We start from the raw sequence: 15,756 nt of genomic DNA, 5'->3' as shown, positions 1-15,756 counted from the left end.
CAAGAGAGGACCGGACACGATGAGCGAAAAGACCGACGCCTGGCGCGAGCTGGCCGAAAAGGAATTGCGGGGCCGTCCGCTGGAGGCCCTGGATTGGGACACGCTGGAGGGGATCACCGTCAAGCCCCTCTACACCCAAGACGACACCGCCGCGCTGCCGCATATGGGCAGCGTTCCGGGGCAAGAGCCGTTTACCCGGGGCGTCAAGGCCACGATGTATGCGGGCCGCCCGTGGACGATCCGGCAATATGCGGGCTTTTCCACGGCAGAGGACTCCAACGCCTTCTACCGCAAGGCGCTGGCCGCCGGGCAACAGGGCGTCTCGGTCGCCTTCGACCTTGCCACGCACCGGGGTTATGACAGCGACCACCCGCGCGTCGAGGGCGATGTGGGCAAGGCAGGCGTCGCCATCGACAGCGTCGAGGACATGAAGATCCTGTTCGACGGCATCCCGCTGGATCAGATTTCCGTGTCGATGACCATGAATGGCGCGGTCATTCCGATCCTCGCCAATTTCATCGTCACCGGCGAAGAGCAGGGCCATTCCCGTGACGTGCTGTCGGGGACCATTCAGAACGACATTCTGAAGGAGTTCATGGTCCGCAATACCTATATCTATCCGCCCGAGCCGTCGATGCGGATCATCTCGGACATTATCGAATATACCTCGAACGAGATGCCGCGCTTCAACTCGATCTCGATTTCCGGCTATCACATGCAGGAAGCGGGCGCGAACCTGGTGCAAGAGCTGGCCTATACCCTGGCCGATGGGCGCGAATATGTGCGCGCCGCGATCGAGGCCGGAATGGACGTGGACAAGTTCGCTGGGCGGCTGAGCTTTTTCTTCGCCATCGGCATGAATTTCTTCATGGAGGCCGCCAAGCTGCGCGCCGCGCGGCTGCTGTGGCACCGCATCATGGATGAGTTCGGGGCGAAGAACCCGCGCTCCAAGATGCTGCGGACGCATTGCCAGACCAGCGGCGTGAGCTTGCAGGAGCAGGACCCCTACAACAACGTCATCCGCACGGCCTACGAGGCGATGGCGGCAGCGCTTGGCGGCACGCAGTCGTTGCACACCAACGCGCTGGACGAAGCGATTGCCCTGCCGACCGAATTCAGCGCCCGCATTGCCCGCAACACGCAGTTGATCTTGCAGGAAGAGACCGGCATCACCAACGTGGTCGATCCGCTGGCGGGGTCTTACTACGTCGAAAGCCTGACCGCCGAACTGGCCGAGAAGGCCTGGGCACTGATCGAGGAAGTCGAGGAGATGGGCGGCATGACCAAGGCCGTGGCCTCGGGCATGCCCAAGTTGCGCATCGAGGAATCGGCGGCGCGGCGTCAGGCGATGATCGACCGGGGCGAAGAAGTGATCGTCGGCGTCAACAAGTACCGCAAGGATCATGAAGACCCGATCGACATTCTCGACGTCGACAACGTCAAGGTGCGCGCAGGCCAGATCGCCAGTCTGGAAAAGATCCGCGCCACCCGCGACGAGGCCGCGTGTCAGGCCGCGCTCGACGAGCTTACCCGCCGCGCCAAAGAGGGCGGCAACCTGCTGGAGGCAGCCGTGGAAGCGGCCCGCACCCGCGCAACCGTCGGAGAAATCAGCATGGCGATGGAAAAGGAATTCGGCCGCCACCGCGCCGAGGTCAAGACGCTGGCCGGGGTCTATGGCGCTGCCTACGAGGGGGATGAAGGCTTTGCCGCGATCCAGAAGGATGTGGACGCTTTCGCCGAAGAAGAAGGCCGCCGCCCCCGAATGCTGGTCGTCAAGATGGGGCAGGACGGGCACGACCGGGGCGCAAAGGTGATCGCCACGGCCTTCGCCGATATCGGGTTCGACGTGGATGTCGGCCCGCTGTTCCAGACCCCGGAAGAGGCCGCGCAGGATGCCATTGACAACGATGTGCATATCGTCGGGATTTCCTCGCAGGCGGCGGGCCACAAGACGCTGGCGCCCAAGCTGATCGCCGCGCTGAAAGAGCAGGGCGCCGAGGATATCATCGTGATCTGCGGCGGCGTCATCCCGCATCAGGACTACGAGTTCCTGCAAGACGCGGGTGTGAAGGCCATCTTTGGCCCGGGCACCAACATTCCCGACGCGGCGCGCGATATCCTCAAGCTGGTGCGCGCAGCGCGCGGCTGAGTGCCAGAGGACATGTTAAAAAGGCCCCGTGATTTGCGGGGCCTTTTTCGTGATCTGACAGTGGTCAGCGAATGACGGCCGGGGCGGCGGTGTCTTCCGCCGGGGCACTGCTGAAGCGAAGAACCGCATAGCCGAGCAGCCCCGACACCAGTGACCCCGAGAGCACGCCCAAGCGGACCGCGTCCATCATCGCTGGATCGGCAAAGCTGAGCGACCCGATGAACAGCGACATGGTAAAGCCGATACCCGCAAGACAGGCCAGACCGTAGATATGCAGCCACGTCACCGCGTTCGGCAGTTGCGCAAAGCCCAGCTTCACCACCAGCCACGCCATGCCGAACACGCCCACCTGCTTGCCGATGACAAGGCCAAGCGCGATGCCCAGGGGCAGCGGGGCCAGCATGTCGGACAGGGCAATGCTGTCCAGTGCCACGCCCGCATTGGCAAAGGCGAAAACCGGCACGATGAAGAACAGGACATAGGGTGAGAGCCCATGCTCCAGCGCGTGCAGCGGAGATTTGCCCCACTTGTCCTTGAGCGGGATCAGGAAGGCGGTGATAACACCAGCCAGCGTTGCGTGAACGCCCGATTTCAGCACCAGAACCCACAGCACCAAACCAAGCAACAGGATTGGTGCCACCCGGTGCGCGCCCTTCATGTTCATCCAAAGCATCGCGGCCAGCGGCAGCAGCGCCAGCATCAGGTAGGTGGTCTTGAGGTCAGCCGTGTAGAACAGCGCAATGATCACGATGGCGCCCAGGTCATCGAGAATGGCCAGCGTCAGCAGGAACACCTTGAGCGCGGCCGGCACGCGAGAACCCACAAGGGCCAGCACGCCGAGCGCGAAGGCAATGTCGGTGGCGGCGGGGATTGCCCATCCGCTGATGGTCTCGGGGTTGCCCCAGTTGAAAAACGCGAAGACCACCGCCGGCACGGCCATGCCGCCCACGGCGGCAAGGCCCGGCAGGATCACATCGCGCGGGTTCTTGAGCTTGCCTTCAAGGATTTCGCGTTTCAGTTCCAACCCGATGAGGAAGAAGAAGATCGCCATCAGCCCGTCGTTGATCCACAGGATCAGGGGTTTTTCCAGCCCGTCGCCGTTCAGCGTGACTGCAAAAGGCAGGTTTAGCAGCCAGTCATACAACGGTTGCAGGCCGGTATTGGCCACGATCAGGGCAGCGATGGCCGACAGGCCCAATAAAATCCCGCCCGAAGCTTCATGTGAAAAAAACCTGTCAATGGCGCGTAGCAGCATGTTGTCCCCTGAGAATTATCTGTTCGAGTAGGCAGATGGGGGGTGAGAGGCGGTATTCAACGATTTTTGTCGGAAATTCGATCCATAGTGGCGAAAATACCGCCCCGGGCGCTGGCTTGGCTTGAAAAGCCCGCGACAGGCGGGCAGCTTGGGGCAGACACAGCCGCGCGCACTGCGTGCGGATTCCAGCATAGGACGCAGCCAAGATGGCCCTGCCCGTAAAACAGCAAGCGACGATCTGGGGGATCGCTACGGCGGTGTTCTTTCTGCTGATGTGGTTCCTCGGGCAGGTGTTGCTGCCCTTCGTGGTGGGCGGTGCGATTGCCTATTGTCTCGACCCGTTGGCCGACAAGCTGGAACGGCGCGGCTTGTCCCGCATCACGGCTACGGTGGTGATCTTCGCCATCGTGGTGCTGCTTGGCATCCTGACGCTGGTGCTGGTCCTGCCCTTGCTGATCAGCCAGATCATCGCGCTGGTGCAGACCGCGCCCGATCTCTATGAAACCGTGCGCGGCTTTACCGCCGACCAGTTCCCGTCACTGTTCAACGAGCAGTCGGTGGTGCGGCAGGCCGTGGCTGATATTCTGGCCTCGGCACGGTCGCAGATCGGCTCGGTCATGTCATCGGTCCTGTCCTCGGCCACGTCGGCACTGAACGGGCTGGTGGTGCTGGTGGTCTCTCCGGTGGTAGCGTTTTACCTGCTGTTGGACTGGGACCGGATGACCGCCGCAATTGATGAGCTTTTGCCGCGCGACCATGCCCCGGTGATCCGGCGGCTGGCGGCAGACATCGACAAGACGCTGGCCAGTTTCGTGCGCGGGCAGGGGACGGTCTGCCTGATCCTTGGCACGTTCTATGCCATTGCGCTGATGCTGGTGGGGCTGCAATTCGGCCTTGTGGTGGGGCTGACGGCGGGCTTGCTGACCTTCATTCCCTATGTCGGTGCAATGGTGGGGGGGGTCTTGTCGGTGGGGCTGGCCCTGTTCCAGTTCTGGGGGCAATGGGGCTGGATCATTGCGGTCGCCGCGATCTTCGTCATCGGGCAGGCGGTCGAGGGCAATATCCTGACGCCGAACCTCGTCGGCAGCTCGGTCGGGTTGCACCCGGTTTGGCTGCTCTTTGCGCTTGCCGCCTTCGGCTCGCTCTTTGGCTTCGTGGGGATGCTGGTGGCTGTCCCGATGGCGGCGATGATCGGGGTGCTGGTGCGCTATGGCCTGTCGCAATACCGAGAGGGGCGGCTTTACAAAGGGCTTGAAGCCGCAGGCCAAGACGACGATAGCTGAGCCATGGCCGAGCAACTTATTCTGGACCTGCCAATTCGCACCGCACTGGGGCGCGACGACTTTTTCGTCTCGTCTGCAAATGCCGTGGCGGTTGCCGGAATCGATGGCTGGCAGGACTGGCCGCATGGAAAGATGGTGCTGGCCGGTCCCGAGGCGTCGGGCAAGACGCATCTGGCCCATGTCTGGGCCGCGATGACCGGTGCCGAGGTGATCGAGGGCGCATCGGTGGCGGGGCTGACACCCGAGGCGCCGGGCCCGATGCTGGTGGTCGAGGATGCCGACCGACTCGAGGGCGAGGCCGCCGAGACCGCGTTGTTCCATCTGCACAACGCCGTGGTGGGGCAAGGGGGGCGGCTGCTGTTGACCGCGCGCCTTGCGCCCGCACGATGGCCGGTCACGCTGCCCGATCTGAAAAGCCGTATTCAGCAAGCGGGCGTCTTGCAACTGGACGCGCCGGACGATGCCCTGCTTGCTGCTGTCATGGTCAAGCTTGCCGCCGATCGCCAGCTTGCCCTTGGCCCCGACCTGATGTCCTACGCGCTGCTGCGGATGGAGCGTTCTTTCGCCGCTGCCCGGCGGCTGATCGAGGCCATAGATGCCCGCGCACTTCGTGATAAGACGCGGCCGACCAAACCGATGATCGCTACGCTGCTTGCAGAAATGGCGGATTGATTGTCACGCTCTTGTCACACGTCAGCACTATCGGACGCCCCCATGACCAATGCCGATTTTCTCAACGCCCCGCTTCCCGACCCGGTCGAATTGCCCGAGGCGCAGACCAATGGTCCGCAACGGTTCTTCAATCGTGAACTCAGCTGGCTCGCCTTCAACTGGCGCGTTCTGGAAGAGTCCGAGAACCCGCGTGTGCCACTGTTGGAACGCCTGCGTTTCGTGTCGATCTCGTCGGCCAACCTCGATGAGTTCTACACGGTGCGCGTCGCGGGCCTGCGCGAACTGGCCAACGAGGGCAACACCACGCCCTCTGACGATGGCCGCACCCCGGCCGAGCAACTCAAGCTGATCAACGCCGACGCACGGCGCCTGATGCAGTCGCAGCAGGCGGCATGGAACACGATCAAGGCCGAGCTTGAGGCAGAGAACATCACCGTCGTGACACGCTCGGCGCTGAAATCGGCGGACAAGAAGGCGTTGGAAGAGGTGTTCCTGACCAAGGTTTTCCCGGTGCTGTCGCCGCTGGCCATCGACCCGGCGCATCCGTTCCCCTTCATCCCCAACGAAGGCTTCTCGCTGGCGCTGCAAATGAAGCGCGAAAAGGATGGGCGCAGCTTGCAGGCCCTGTTGCCGATCCCGACCCAGATCGACCGCTTCGTGCGCCTGCCCGCGCCCGAGGGCGAGGCCCGGTTCCTGCCGCTTGAGGAACTGCTGCTTCTGCATATCGGCGCGCTTTTTCCGGGCTACACGCTGACCGGCTCTTGCAGTTTCCGGGTGCTGCGCGACAGCGATCTCGAAGTCGAGGAAGAGGCCGAGGATCTGGTGCGCGAGTTTGAAACCGCGCTCAAGCGCCGTCGCCGTGGCCATGTCGTGCGTCTGCAATTCTCGGCTGGTGCGCCTGCCTCATTGAAAGAGGAAATCATCGAACAGCTCGACGTCAGCGGCGACGAGGTGATCGAAGTGCGCGGCATGATCGGCCTTGCCCGGCTCAAGGAGCTTGTGCTGGACGCGCGGCCCGACCTGCTGTGGCCCAGCTTTACCCCCCGCGTGCCGGAACGGGTGCAGGACCACGAAGGCGACATGTTCTCGGCCATTCGGCAAAAGGACATGCTGCTGCATCACCCCTACGAGACCTTCGACATGGTGATCCGCTTCCTCGCGCAGGCGGCCCGCGATCCCAATGTTGTGGCGATCAAGCAGACGCTTTACCGGACCTCGAATGAATCGCCCATCGTCGACGCGCTTTGCGAAGCCGCGGAAAACGGCAAGTCGGTGACCGCGCTGGTCGAACTCAAGGCCCGGTTCGACGAGGCCGCCAATATCCGCCAGTCGCGCAAGCTGGAACGGGCGGGCGCGCATGTGGTCTACGGCTTTATCAACTACAAGACCCACGCCAAGATCAGCACCGTGGTCCGGCGCGAAGGCGACCGGCTGGTGACCTATACCCATTTCGGCACCGGCAACTACCACCCGATCACCGCGCGGATCTACACCGACCTCAGCCTGTTCACCTGCGACGACGCGCTTGGGCGCGATGCCACCAAGGTGTTCAACTATGTCGGCGGCTATGCCGAGCCCGAGGGGCTGGAGAACCTGTCGATCTCGCCTTTGTCGATGAAAAAGACCCTGCTCGACAGCCTCAAGGCCGAGATCGCCCACGCCAAGGCAGGCAGGCCCGCGACGGTCTGGGCCAAGATGAACAGCCTGATCGAACCGGACGTGATCGACGCACTCTACGAGGCGAGCAAGGCTGGGGTGCGGATCGACCTGATCATTCGCGGCATCTGCGGCGTGCGCCCCGGCGTGAAGGGCCTGAGCGAGAATATCCGCATCAAGTCGATCGTTGGCCGCTTCCTGGAACACAGCCGGATCGTGTGCTTCGGCAACGGGCAGGGGCTGCCGTCGAAAAAGGCACGCGTCTATATCAGCTCGGCAGACTGGATGGGGCGCAACCTCAACCGCCGGGTGGAAACGCTGGTGGAATGCACCAATCCCACCGTGAAAGCGCAGATCGTCGATCAGATCATGGCGGCGAACCTTGCCGATGTGGCGCAAAGCTGGGTATTGCAGGCCGATGGCACCTTCGTGCGGCCCGATCTGGACAAGATCGACAAGCCGTTTTCCTGCCACCGGTTCTTCATGCAGTATCCGTCGCTGTCGGGGCGCGGCTCTGCGGGGGCCAAGGACGTGCCGGAATTGACCCATTCGCACGATTGACCTGCGTATCCGCCGCGTGCAATGACCAATGCCATGATGCGACAAGCCGAACTGGCGGACCCGATGCTGGCGGGGTCCGGGACCAAGGCGGATGGGGGGCTGTTCGGCACTCCTCTGTTCGAAGATCCCAAGGCGCGGGCGTTGGCCCGGGTCGGGGTTATTGATATCGGATCTAACTCGGTCCGGTTGGTCGTCTTCAATGGCGCGGCGCGCTCGCCAGCCTATTTCTACAACGAAAAGATCCTCTGCGGGCTTGGCGCCGGCTTCTCGGAAACCGGGCGCCTGTCGTCGGAGGGCCGCCCACGGGCCTTGGCCGCGCTCAAACGGTTCGCAGCCCTTGCCAAGGGAATGAACGTCAGCACGCTTGTGACCGTGGCCACCGCTGCTGTGCGAGAGGCCGAGGACGGGCCGGAGTTCCGCGCCGAAGCCGAGCGAGAAACCGGCCTCAAGATCCATGTCGTCGATGGGCGCGAAGAGGCGCGGCTATCTGCGCAGGGGGTATTGCTTGGCTGGCCGGGCGCACAAGGCATGATCTGCGATATCGGCGGCTCGTCCATGGAACTGGCCGAGCTTCTGGGCGACGGGCAGGTCGGGCAACGCGAAACCTCGCCGCTTGGGCCGCTCAAGCTACAGGGGCTGAAGGGCGGCAAGAAGGCGATAAAGGCGCGGATCAAGGCCACCATTTCCGAACTGGGCGAGACATTCCCGTCCAAGCCCGGTCGGCTGTTCCTGGTGGGCGGGTCGTGGCGGGCCATTGCGCGGATCGACATGGAACGGCGGGGCTATCCGCTCAAGGTGCTGCATGAATATCGGATGACCCGCAAGGACATCCGCGACACCATCTCCTTCATCGAGACGTCCGATCTGGACGACCTGCGCGGCGATACCGGCACCAGCGCCGAGCGGATGCGGCTGGTGCCGCTGGCCTCGCTGGTGCTCAAGGAACTGGTGCGCGCTTTCAAGCCGGACGAAGTGGCGATCTCGTCCTACGGCATCCGCGAAGGTCTTTTGTACGAGCAGATGTCGGAAGAGCAGCGCCAGCGCGATCCGCTGATCGAGGCGGCCTATCACATGGAACTGGCCAATGCGCGGATGCCGGGCTTTGGCCGGGCGCTGTATCGCTTTATCGAGCCGCTCTTCGGGCGCGTGACCCCGGCCCGCAAACGAGTGATGCGGGCAGCCTGCCTGCTGCATGATGTCAGTTGGCGGGCCCATCCCGATTATCGTGCCGAGGTCTGTTTCGACAACGCCACCCGCGCCAACCTTGGCGGGCTGACCCACCCCGAACGGGTCTTTCTGGGGCTGGCTTTGCAGCATCGCTACAAGTCCAGCCGCAAGGGCACCCAGATCGCGGACCTGACTACGCTGCTGTCGGACAAGGACGTGCTGGAGGCCGAGATCCTTGGCCGCGCCATGCGCTTCGGGGCCATGTTCACGCTGGAGCGGCCCCTCGACCATGGGGAATTGAAGCTCTACCCAAAGAAAGGCGTGCTGGAATTGCGGCTCAAGACCGACACCGGGCGCGACCTCTTCGGCGAAGTGGCGCAGGCCCGGTTCAAGGCGTTGGCCGGGGCAATCGGCGCGGACTCCGTGGTCAAGGGCGGCTAACCGGCCGGGTGTCGTCGCCTTGCGGCGCCGACACGGGCGAGGGGCGCTGCCCCTCGCGCTCCCCGGAGTATTTTTACCAAGAAGAAGGGCAAGGACCGGTTTCGCGATGCGTCCTGCGGATCGGCTTGACACCGCGCCGAGGCTCGGCCCTGATGCGAGCCGAGCAGAAAGGACCTTGCCATGCGCACCGAGTTCGATACCGATCTGGAAACCCGTCTTGTCCGCTACGCCGCGATCGACACGCAAAGCGACGAGACATCTGCGACATCGCCCAGCACGGCGATCCAGTTCGATCTGGCGCGGGTGCTGGTGGCGGAGCTGACAGAGATTGGCGCCGAGGAGGTGACCCTGACGGACTATGGCGCGGTGCTGGCCACCATCCCGGCGACGGTCGACGGAACCGGGCCGGTGGTGGGGTTCTGCGCCCATATGGACACCGCACCGGCGTTTCATGCCGAGGGAGTGAAGCCCGTCGTCCATCGCGGCTACAATGGCGGCGACATCACCTTTGCAGACGCGCCTGGGCTGAAACTGTCGCCCGAAAATGCGCCCTATCTGGGCGAAAAGGTCGGCGATGACATCATCACCGCCAGCGGCACGACGCTGCTGGGGGCCGACGACAAGGCGGGGATTGCCATCATCATGACCATGGCGGCGCGGCTTCTGGCTGACCGGTCGATCCCGCATGGCAAGATCCGGCTGGCCTTTACCCCCGACGAGGAGATCGGCCGGGGCGTCGATGAACGGCTGCCCAAGGACCTGGGGGCGGATTTCGCCTATACGCTGGACGGCTCTGTCCCGGGCGATCTGGAATACGAAAGTTTCTCGGCCGACGGCGCGGTGGTCACGGTCAAGGGCGTTGCGGCGCATCCGGGGTGGGCCAAGGACAAGCTGGTCAACGCGCTGCATCTGGCCGCCAAGATCGTGCAGACCCTGCCGCATGTCACACTGACCCCGGAGGTGACCGAGGGCAAGCAGGGCTTCCTGCATCTCTATGCCATGTCGGGCACCGCCGCCGAGGCCGAGTTGAATTTCATCCTGCGCGATTTCGAACTGGACGGGCTGGAAGCCAAGGGCGCGCTGCTGAAGCAGGTCTGCGACACCGTTGCCGCCACGGACCCGCGCGCCGAGATCACCTGCGCCATCCGGCCCCAGTATCGCAACATGCGCTACTGGCTGGAAACCGACATGGCGCCTGTCGATCTGGCCCGCACGGCCTATCGCGACCAAGGGCTGGACCCGCAATCGGTGGCGATCCGGGGCGGCACCGATGGCTCTCGCCTGACCGAGATGGGGGTGCCGTGCCCCAATATCTTTACCGGGATGCAGGAAATCCACGGGCCGCTGGAATGGATCAGCGTGCAGGACATGGCGCTGGCGACCAAGGTCTGCCTGTCGCTGGTGGGCCGCGCGGCCCAAGCCTGATTGCCCCCGCGCGCCCTTTCCCCTAATCAGGGTCAAACCCAACCGATAGGTCTGCCCACATGCGTCTGTCCCGCTACTTCCTGCCCGTTCTGAAAGAAACCCCAGCCGAAGCCCAGATCGTCAGCCACCGCTACATGCTGCGCGCCGGCATGATCAAGCAGCAGGCGGCTGGCATCTATTCCTGGCTGCCGCTTGGCTTCAAGGTGCTGCGCAAGATCGAGGCGATTGTGCACGAGGAACAGCAGCGCGCCGGGCACATCCCCTTGTTGATGCCGACGCTGCAACCCGCCGACCTGTGGCGCGAATCCGGTCGTTATGACGACTACGGCGAGGAAATGCTGCGCGTCCGCGACCGGCACGACCGCGACATGCTGTATGGTCCCACCAACGAAGAGATGATCACCGACATCTTCCGCAGCCATGTGGCCAGCTACAAGGACTTGCCGCTGACGCTGTATCACATCCAGTGGAAATTCCGTGACGAGATCCGCCCGCGCTTTGGCGTGATGCGGGGGCGCGAGTTCTACATGAAGGACGGCTACAATTTCGACCTGACCAGGGAAGACGCGCTTCACGCCTATAACCGTCACCTCGTCAGCTACCTGCGCACCTATGAGCGGATGGGGTTGCAAGCGATCCCGATGCGCGCCGATTCCGGCCCCATTGGTGGCGACGACACCCATGAATTCCTGGTGCTGGCCGAAACCGGCGAGTCCGAGGTGTTCTACGATTCCGAGATTACCGACCTGAAGTTCGGTGACCGCGAGATCGACTACGAATCCAAGGAACAGTGCCAGGCGATCCTTGAAGAATTTACCTCGCGCTACGCCCGCACGGATGAAACCCATGATGCGGACGCCTTCAACGAGGTGCCGGAAGAACGGCGCCGCGTGGCGCGTGGCATCGAGGTTGGCCAGATCTTCTATTTCGGCACCAAGTATTCCGAACCGATGGGCGCGACCGTGCAAGGCCCCGATGGCAAGCAGGTTCCGGTTCACATGGGCAGCCATGGCATTGGCGTCAGCCGCCTTCTGGGCGCGATCATCGAGGCCAGCCACGACGACAAGGGCATCATCTGGCCCGAGGGTGTGACGCCCTTCCATGTCGGCATTGTCAACTTGCGCCAGGGCGACGAGGCCACCGATGCTGCCTGTGAAAAGCTCTACGGGGCGCTGACCGCTGCCGGGTTGGAGCCGCTCTACGACGACCGCGACGAACGCGCGGGCGCGAAATTCGCGTCGATGGATCTTGTCGGTTTGCCGTGGCGTATCACCGTGGGGCCACGGGGCCTGAAGAACGGTGTCGTGGAACTGACCAGCCGCCGCACCGGCGAAAGTGAAGAGTTGAGCCTTGCGGACGCGGTGAAGAAGGTGTTGGAAATCTACGCGCCGCACCATGCGCCCGCCGCCGTCGCGCTGGAAGAGCCGATGAAGGGCCGCAGCTTCCACACCTGGCTGTAGGCGGAAGTTGCACCCCGCGTGATCGTCGGACCGCGTGGGGTGCACAGGCAGGGCTTTGCCTTTGAGATGGCCGGGAGCGGTGTGTTGGCGACAGGCGCCAGTGCCCGTGCTACCCTCGCTTCAAAACAGGCAACCCACAGAGCAGCGCCATGAAAGCATTCGCCCTTGTCGCAGGGATCGCCGGGGCAGGGGCCTTGGCGCAGTTTCCCGAAGCATCGCAGAACTACCTGCAACGTCTTGCCGGGGCGGTCGACGAACTCTCCGTCGTCGTGGCCGATTTCGACCGATCAGCGCAAGGCGCGGGCCTGACGCGGGACGAGGCGCTGGCCGAGCTTTCCGGTTCTGCCTTCCTCAACGCCCGCAATGCCGACATGACCCGAACCATCACCCGATACGAGGCGCTGTCTTCGGACCTCTCCTTGCTGCGAGAAGCTGGGCCCCTAGAGCGGTTCGTGCTGATCCCCGCCCGGCTCGATGCCGAGATCGGGCGCCGCGCGATGGAAGATTTCCAGCCCGCCCTGCCGGTTACGCCAGCGGGGCTGGGTTTTGCCGGGGCCGGGTTCGTCGCGGGATACGGGCTGCTCGCTGCCATCGTCGCGCTTCTGGCGCGGCTCTTGCGTCGGCGGCGCCCCGCCGAAACGTGACCCTACCCGATACGAAGGGCGGTTTCCGCCATCCCCCGCTTGCGCTAGGCTTTGCCGCGAGCGCGCCCCGAGAGGCGTGAGTGCTTGAGGAGCAGCCATGCCAACCCCGCCCAAACCCTTTGCTGGTTTCGAATTCATGATCGCGTGGCGCTACATCCGGGCCAAGCGGGCCGAGGGCGGTGTCAGCGTGATGACGTGGATCAGTTTTCTGGGCATCACGCTGGCGGTGATGGCGCTGATTGCCACGCTCGCCGTGCGCTCGGGCTTTCGGCATGAATTTGTCGGGACGATCCTTGGCGCGAATCCCCACGCGACCCTGATGCCGCTGGCGCGGCAGGTCGAGGGCGGGCGCATCGACCGAACCCTGCATGACTATGACGCCGTGGCCGAGGCTGTGCGTGCGGTGCCCGGCGTGACCCATGCCTACCCCGTCATTCGCGGGCAGGTCATGGCCACCGCCAACGGCCGCAATGCAGGGGTCGAGGTGCTGGGGATCACTGCGGGCGATCTGGGCCAGATCCCCTTGGTGGCCCATCCCGAACAGCAACAAGGCAGGCTTGACGATTTCAGCGGTGGCGTTGCCATCGGTATGGGTGTTGCGCGCGAACTCGGGGTCAGCGTGGGTGATCGCATCCGCCTGATTTCCCCCGACGGCGCGCGCACGGCCTTCGGCACCAGCCCGCGCGTGTCGGCCTACGAGGTCGCCTATATCTTTCAGGTCGGGCGCTACGATATCGACCGGGTGCGCGTCTACATGCCTTTCGCCGAGGCGCAGACTTATTTCAACCGCGATGGCGTTGCCGACGAGATAGAGCTGACGGTTGCCGATCCCGATACGGTCGACACCATGGTGCTGTCGCTGACGCGCGCGGCGGGCGATGCGCAGGTCTATGTCTGGACATGGCGCGACAGTGCCGGGGCGTTCCTGCAGGCGTTGAAGATGGAAGACAACGTGATGTTCATCATCCTCTCGATCCTTGTTCTGATTGCCACGATGAACATCGTTTCGGGCCTGATCATGCTGGTCAAGAACAAGAGCCGCGACATCGGTATCCTGCGCACCATGGGCCTGAGCGAAGGCTCGATCCTGCGGGTCTTCTTCATTTGCGGCGCGTCCATCGGCGTGGCGGGTACGCTGGCGGGGGTGGCCTTGGGCTGTGCTTTCGCGATCTGGATCGACCCGATCTTCGCCTTCGTCAACTGGATGGCGGGGGGCGGGGTCTGGGACCCCTCGGTGCGCTTCCTGTCCACCTTGCCCGCACGGCTGGAAGTTGGCGACGTGATGTCGGCGGTGACGCTCTCGCTTGGTCTGTCTTTCGTGATCACGATCTTTCCCGCCCGCCGCGCGGCCCGGATGAACCCGGTGGAGGCGCTGCGCTATGAGTGAGGTGGTGCTGAGGTTGGACGGGATCGAGAAGGGTTACAAACTGGGCACGCCCGGCGAAATCCGCGTGCTGCGCGGCGCGTCGGTGGCCATCGAGGCGGGCGAGGCCGTGGCGTTGGTAGCACCCTCTGGCGCGGGCAAGTCGACCTTGCTGCATATCGCGGGGCTGCTTGACACGCCCGATAGCGGCACGGTGGAAATCGCGGGCCAAAACCTGAGCAAGGCGCGCGACCGGGCGCGCACGGCGGCGCGGCGTGATCATGTCGGCTTTATCTACCAGTTCCACCACTTGTTGCCGGAATTCACCGCCGCCGAAAACGTGGTGTTGCCGCAACTGGCCCACGGCACTGCAAAGGCCGAGGCCGAGGCACGGGCGGCGGATCTGCTGGCGCGCGTGGGGCTGGCCGCGCGGGCCGACCACCGGCCTTCGGCCCTGTCGGGCGGCGAACAGCAGCGCGTGGCCTTTTGCCGGGCGCTCGCCAACCGCCCGCGTGTTCTGTTGGCCGATGAGCCGACGGGAAATCTGGACCCGGCCACGGCGGACACGGTGTTCGATGCGCTTCTGGGGTTGGTGAAGGAAACCGGGATGGGCGCGCTGATCGCCACCCACAACCTGGAACTTGCCGCGCGCATGGACAGGGTTCTGCGCCTGGAAGAGGGCGCGTTGCGCGACGGCGCGACCGGCTGACCGGTTTGGCGCGGCCCTACACCATCCGGTGCGGGGCCGACACCAGCTGGTCGCACCAATTGGTGATCGCGGCAAGACAAGCGTCGCGCTTGTCGGGGGCTTCCATCAGCACTTCGTGTCGCGCACCCTCGATAATCTGCAACCGGCTGCCCGGCCAACTGGCCGCGCGTTCATGCACGGCGCTGGATTCCACGATCGCTTCCTCCGACCCCAGCAGCACCAGCATGGGCAGGTTCGGCGGCTCCATGGCCAGCAGGGTTCCGGTCTCGGCCAAGGCCGCGTTGACCCACCGCATCGACGGGCCGCCGAGGGCCAGCTCGGGGTGCTTTTCGACCTGGCCTTCCATGTAGTTGAAATTGTCGCGGTCCGTGGTCAGCGGGTTGTCGTTGAAGACCATCGGCTCGAACGGGCCGGTGGTTGGGGCGAAGGTCTTGTCGAGGCCGAGCGGTTTCGACAGCCCCAGCACCACGCCCGAGATCGCCTTGAGAAACCCCGACATGCGAATACCCCACATCGGTGCCGAGAAGATCGCGCCGCGCACCGGCAGACCGTCATGCAAGGCCCGAAGGCCGATCGCCCCGCCCATGGAATGGCCGAGCAGGAACCAGGGCTGCGGCAGGTCGAGCGTGTCGAGCGCCGCGCGCACCACGGCCACATCCTCACGGTATTCGTCGAAGCTGACGACATGGCCCATGTCGCGGCGATGTGCGGGCCGGTCGGCCAGACCCTGCCCGCGCCAGTCGATGGCGATCGTCGCATAGCCACGCGCGGCCATGTCCCGCGCGAAACGGCCATATTTCTCGATATACTCGGTGCGGCCCGGAAACATCAGGATGGTTCCCTTGGCGCCCTCGGGCGCAGGCCAGACCCCCAGCCGGATGCGGGTGCCGTCATCGGTGGTCAGCCAGAAGGCGCGCCCACCCGCTGGTCCATCCGCGATCTCGTGAAGGAAAGGGGCTGGTTCCATCGCC

At 64.3% G+C, this 15,756-nt stretch carries 12 protein-coding genes; 10 read left to right on the top strand and 2 right to left on the bottom strand.

The window, feature by feature from the left end:
* Nucleotides 1-19: 19 nt before the first annotated feature.
* Nucleotides 20-2,149 carry a methylmalonyl-CoA mutase gene (gene scpA, locus BKY27_RS01950; protein ID WP_071672750.1) on the top strand — a complete coding sequence of 710 codons (2,130 nt, stop codon included), beginning with the start codon at nt 20-22 and terminating at the stop codon, nt 2,147-2,149.
* A 64-nt stretch (nt 2,150-2,213) separates the two neighbouring features.
* Here scpA and nhaA read toward each other — a convergent pair whose 3' ends face one another.
* Nucleotides 2,214-3,404, bottom strand: a complete 1,191-nt coding sequence (gene nhaA, locus BKY27_RS01945) for a Na+/H+ antiporter NhaA (protein ID WP_071672749.1) — start codon at nt 3,402-3,404, stop codon at nt 2,214-2,216.
* Nucleotides 3,405-3,610: 206 nt separating this feature from the next.
* Here nhaA and BKY27_RS01940 point away from each other — a divergent pair, with 206 nt between their 5' ends.
* The 9 genes from BKY27_RS01940 (at nt 3,611) to BKY27_RS01900 (ending at nt 14,785) form a co-directional block, all read left to right on the top strand.
* On the top strand, nt 3,611-4,687 hold the full coding sequence (locus BKY27_RS01940) for an AI-2E family transporter (RefSeq protein WP_071672748.1): 1,077 nt from the start codon (nt 3,611-3,613) through the stop codon (nt 4,685-4,687).
* 3 nt (nt 4,688-4,690) lie between these two features.
* Nucleotides 4,691-5,359: a P-loop NTPase family protein gene (locus BKY27_RS01935; RefSeq protein ID WP_071672747.1), complete on the top strand. Its 669-nt coding sequence runs from the start codon at nt 4,691-4,693 to the stop codon at nt 5,357-5,359.
* A 42-nt stretch (nt 5,360-5,401) separates the two neighbouring features.
* The gene (locus tag BKY27_RS01930; RefSeq protein ID WP_071672746.1) at nt 5,402-7,576 is read left to right on the top strand and encodes an RNA degradosome polyphosphate kinase; all 2,175 of its coding nucleotides are present in this window, start codon (nt 5,402-5,404) and stop codon (nt 7,574-7,576) included.
* Between the two features lie 63 nt (nt 7,577-7,639).
* Nucleotides 7,640-9,184 carry a Ppx/GppA family phosphatase gene (locus tag BKY27_RS01925; RefSeq protein WP_071672936.1) on the top strand — a complete coding sequence of 515 codons (1,545 nt, stop codon included), beginning with the start codon at nt 7,640-7,642 and terminating at the stop codon, nt 9,182-9,184.
* A 180-nt stretch (nt 9,185-9,364) separates the two neighbouring features.
* Nucleotides 9,365-10,609: a peptidase T gene (gene pepT / locus BKY27_RS01920; RefSeq protein WP_071672745.1), complete on the top strand. Its 1,245-nt coding sequence runs from the start codon at nt 9,365-9,367 to the stop codon at nt 10,607-10,609.
* 59 nt (nt 10,610-10,668) lie between these two features.
* Nucleotides 10,669-12,069 (top strand): proline--tRNA ligase, encoded by a 1,401-nt coding sequence (proS, locus tag BKY27_RS01915; RefSeq protein ID WP_071672744.1) that lies wholly within the window; start codon nt 10,669-10,671, stop codon nt 12,067-12,069.
* 149 nt (nt 12,070-12,218) lie between these two features.
* A complete protein-coding gene (locus BKY27_RS01910; protein ID WP_071672743.1) occupies nt 12,219-12,713 on the top strand; it encodes a DUF2937 family protein in 495 nt (164 codons plus the stop codon).
* A gap of 97 nt (nt 12,714-12,810) precedes the next feature.
* Nucleotides 12,811-14,100, top strand: a complete 1,290-nt coding sequence (locus BKY27_RS01905) for a lipoprotein-releasing ABC transporter permease subunit (protein WP_071672742.1) — start codon at nt 12,811-12,813, stop codon at nt 14,098-14,100.
* Entirely contained in the window at nt 14,093-14,785 is a 693-nt protein-coding gene (locus BKY27_RS01900) for an ABC transporter ATP-binding protein (RefSeq protein WP_071672741.1), read from the top strand. Before BKY27_RS01905 ends, BKY27_RS01900 begins: the two co-directional genes overlap by 8 nt.
* Nucleotides 14,786-14,801: 16 nt before the next feature.
* Here the strand turns inward: BKY27_RS01900 and BKY27_RS01895 are convergent, their stop codons facing one another.
* Complete coding sequence (locus tag BKY27_RS01895; protein WP_071672740.1) at nt 14,802-15,752, bottom strand: alpha/beta hydrolase; 951 nt, start codon at nt 15,750-15,752, stop codon at nt 14,802-14,804.
* Between the last annotated feature and the right edge of the window lie 4 nt (nt 15,753-15,756).

This window comes from Nioella nitratireducens, assembly GCF_001879715.1.
Lineage (GTDB): Bacteria > Pseudomonadota > Alphaproteobacteria > Rhodobacterales > Rhodobacteraceae > Nioella > Nioella nitratireducens.
This window is presented reverse-complemented; position numbering and strand designations above follow the sequence as displayed.

Excerpts from the sequence above, each read along its gene's own strand:
- BKY27_RS01940 (WP_071672748.1), top strand. The coding sequence starts at position 3,611 with ATGGCCCTGCCCGTAAAACAGCAAGCGACGATCTGGGGGATCGCTACG.
- BKY27_RS01905 (WP_071672742.1), top strand. The coding sequence starts at position 12,811 with ATGCCAACCCCGCCCAAACCCTTTGCTGGTTTCGAATTCATGATCGCG.
- pepT (WP_071672745.1), top strand. The coding sequence starts at position 9,365 with ATGCGCACCGAGTTCGATACCGATCTGGAAACCCGTCTTGTCCGCTAC.
- proS (WP_071672744.1), top strand. The coding sequence starts at position 10,669 with ATGCGTCTGTCCCGCTACTTCCTGCCCGTTCTGAAAGAAACCCCAGCC.
- nhaA (WP_071672749.1), bottom strand. The coding sequence starts at position 3,404 with ATGCTGCTACGCGCCATTGACAGGTTTTTTTCACATGAAGCTTCGGGC.
- BKY27_RS01930 (WP_071672746.1), top strand. The coding sequence starts at position 5,402 with ATGACCAATGCCGATTTTCTCAACGCCCCGCTTCCCGACCCGGTCGAA.
- BKY27_RS01900 (WP_071672741.1), top strand. The coding sequence starts at position 14,093 with ATGAGTGAGGTGGTGCTGAGGTTGGACGGGATCGAGAAGGGTTACAAA.
- BKY27_RS01935 (WP_071672747.1), top strand. The coding sequence starts at position 4,691 with ATGGCCGAGCAACTTATTCTGGACCTGCCAATTCGCACCGCACTGGGG.
- BKY27_RS01910 (WP_071672743.1), top strand. The coding sequence starts at position 12,219 with ATGAAAGCATTCGCCCTTGTCGCAGGGATCGCCGGGGCAGGGGCCTTG.
- scpA (WP_071672750.1), top strand. The coding sequence starts at position 20 with ATGAGCGAAAAGACCGACGCCTGGCGCGAGCTGGCCGAAAAGGAATTG.
- BKY27_RS01895 (WP_071672740.1), bottom strand. The coding sequence starts at position 15,752 with ATGGAACCAGCCCCTTTCCTTCACGAGATCGCGGATGGACCAGCGGGT.
- BKY27_RS01925 (WP_071672936.1), top strand. The coding sequence starts at position 7,640 with ATGCTGGCGGGGTCCGGGACCAAGGCGGATGGGGGGCTGTTCGGCACT.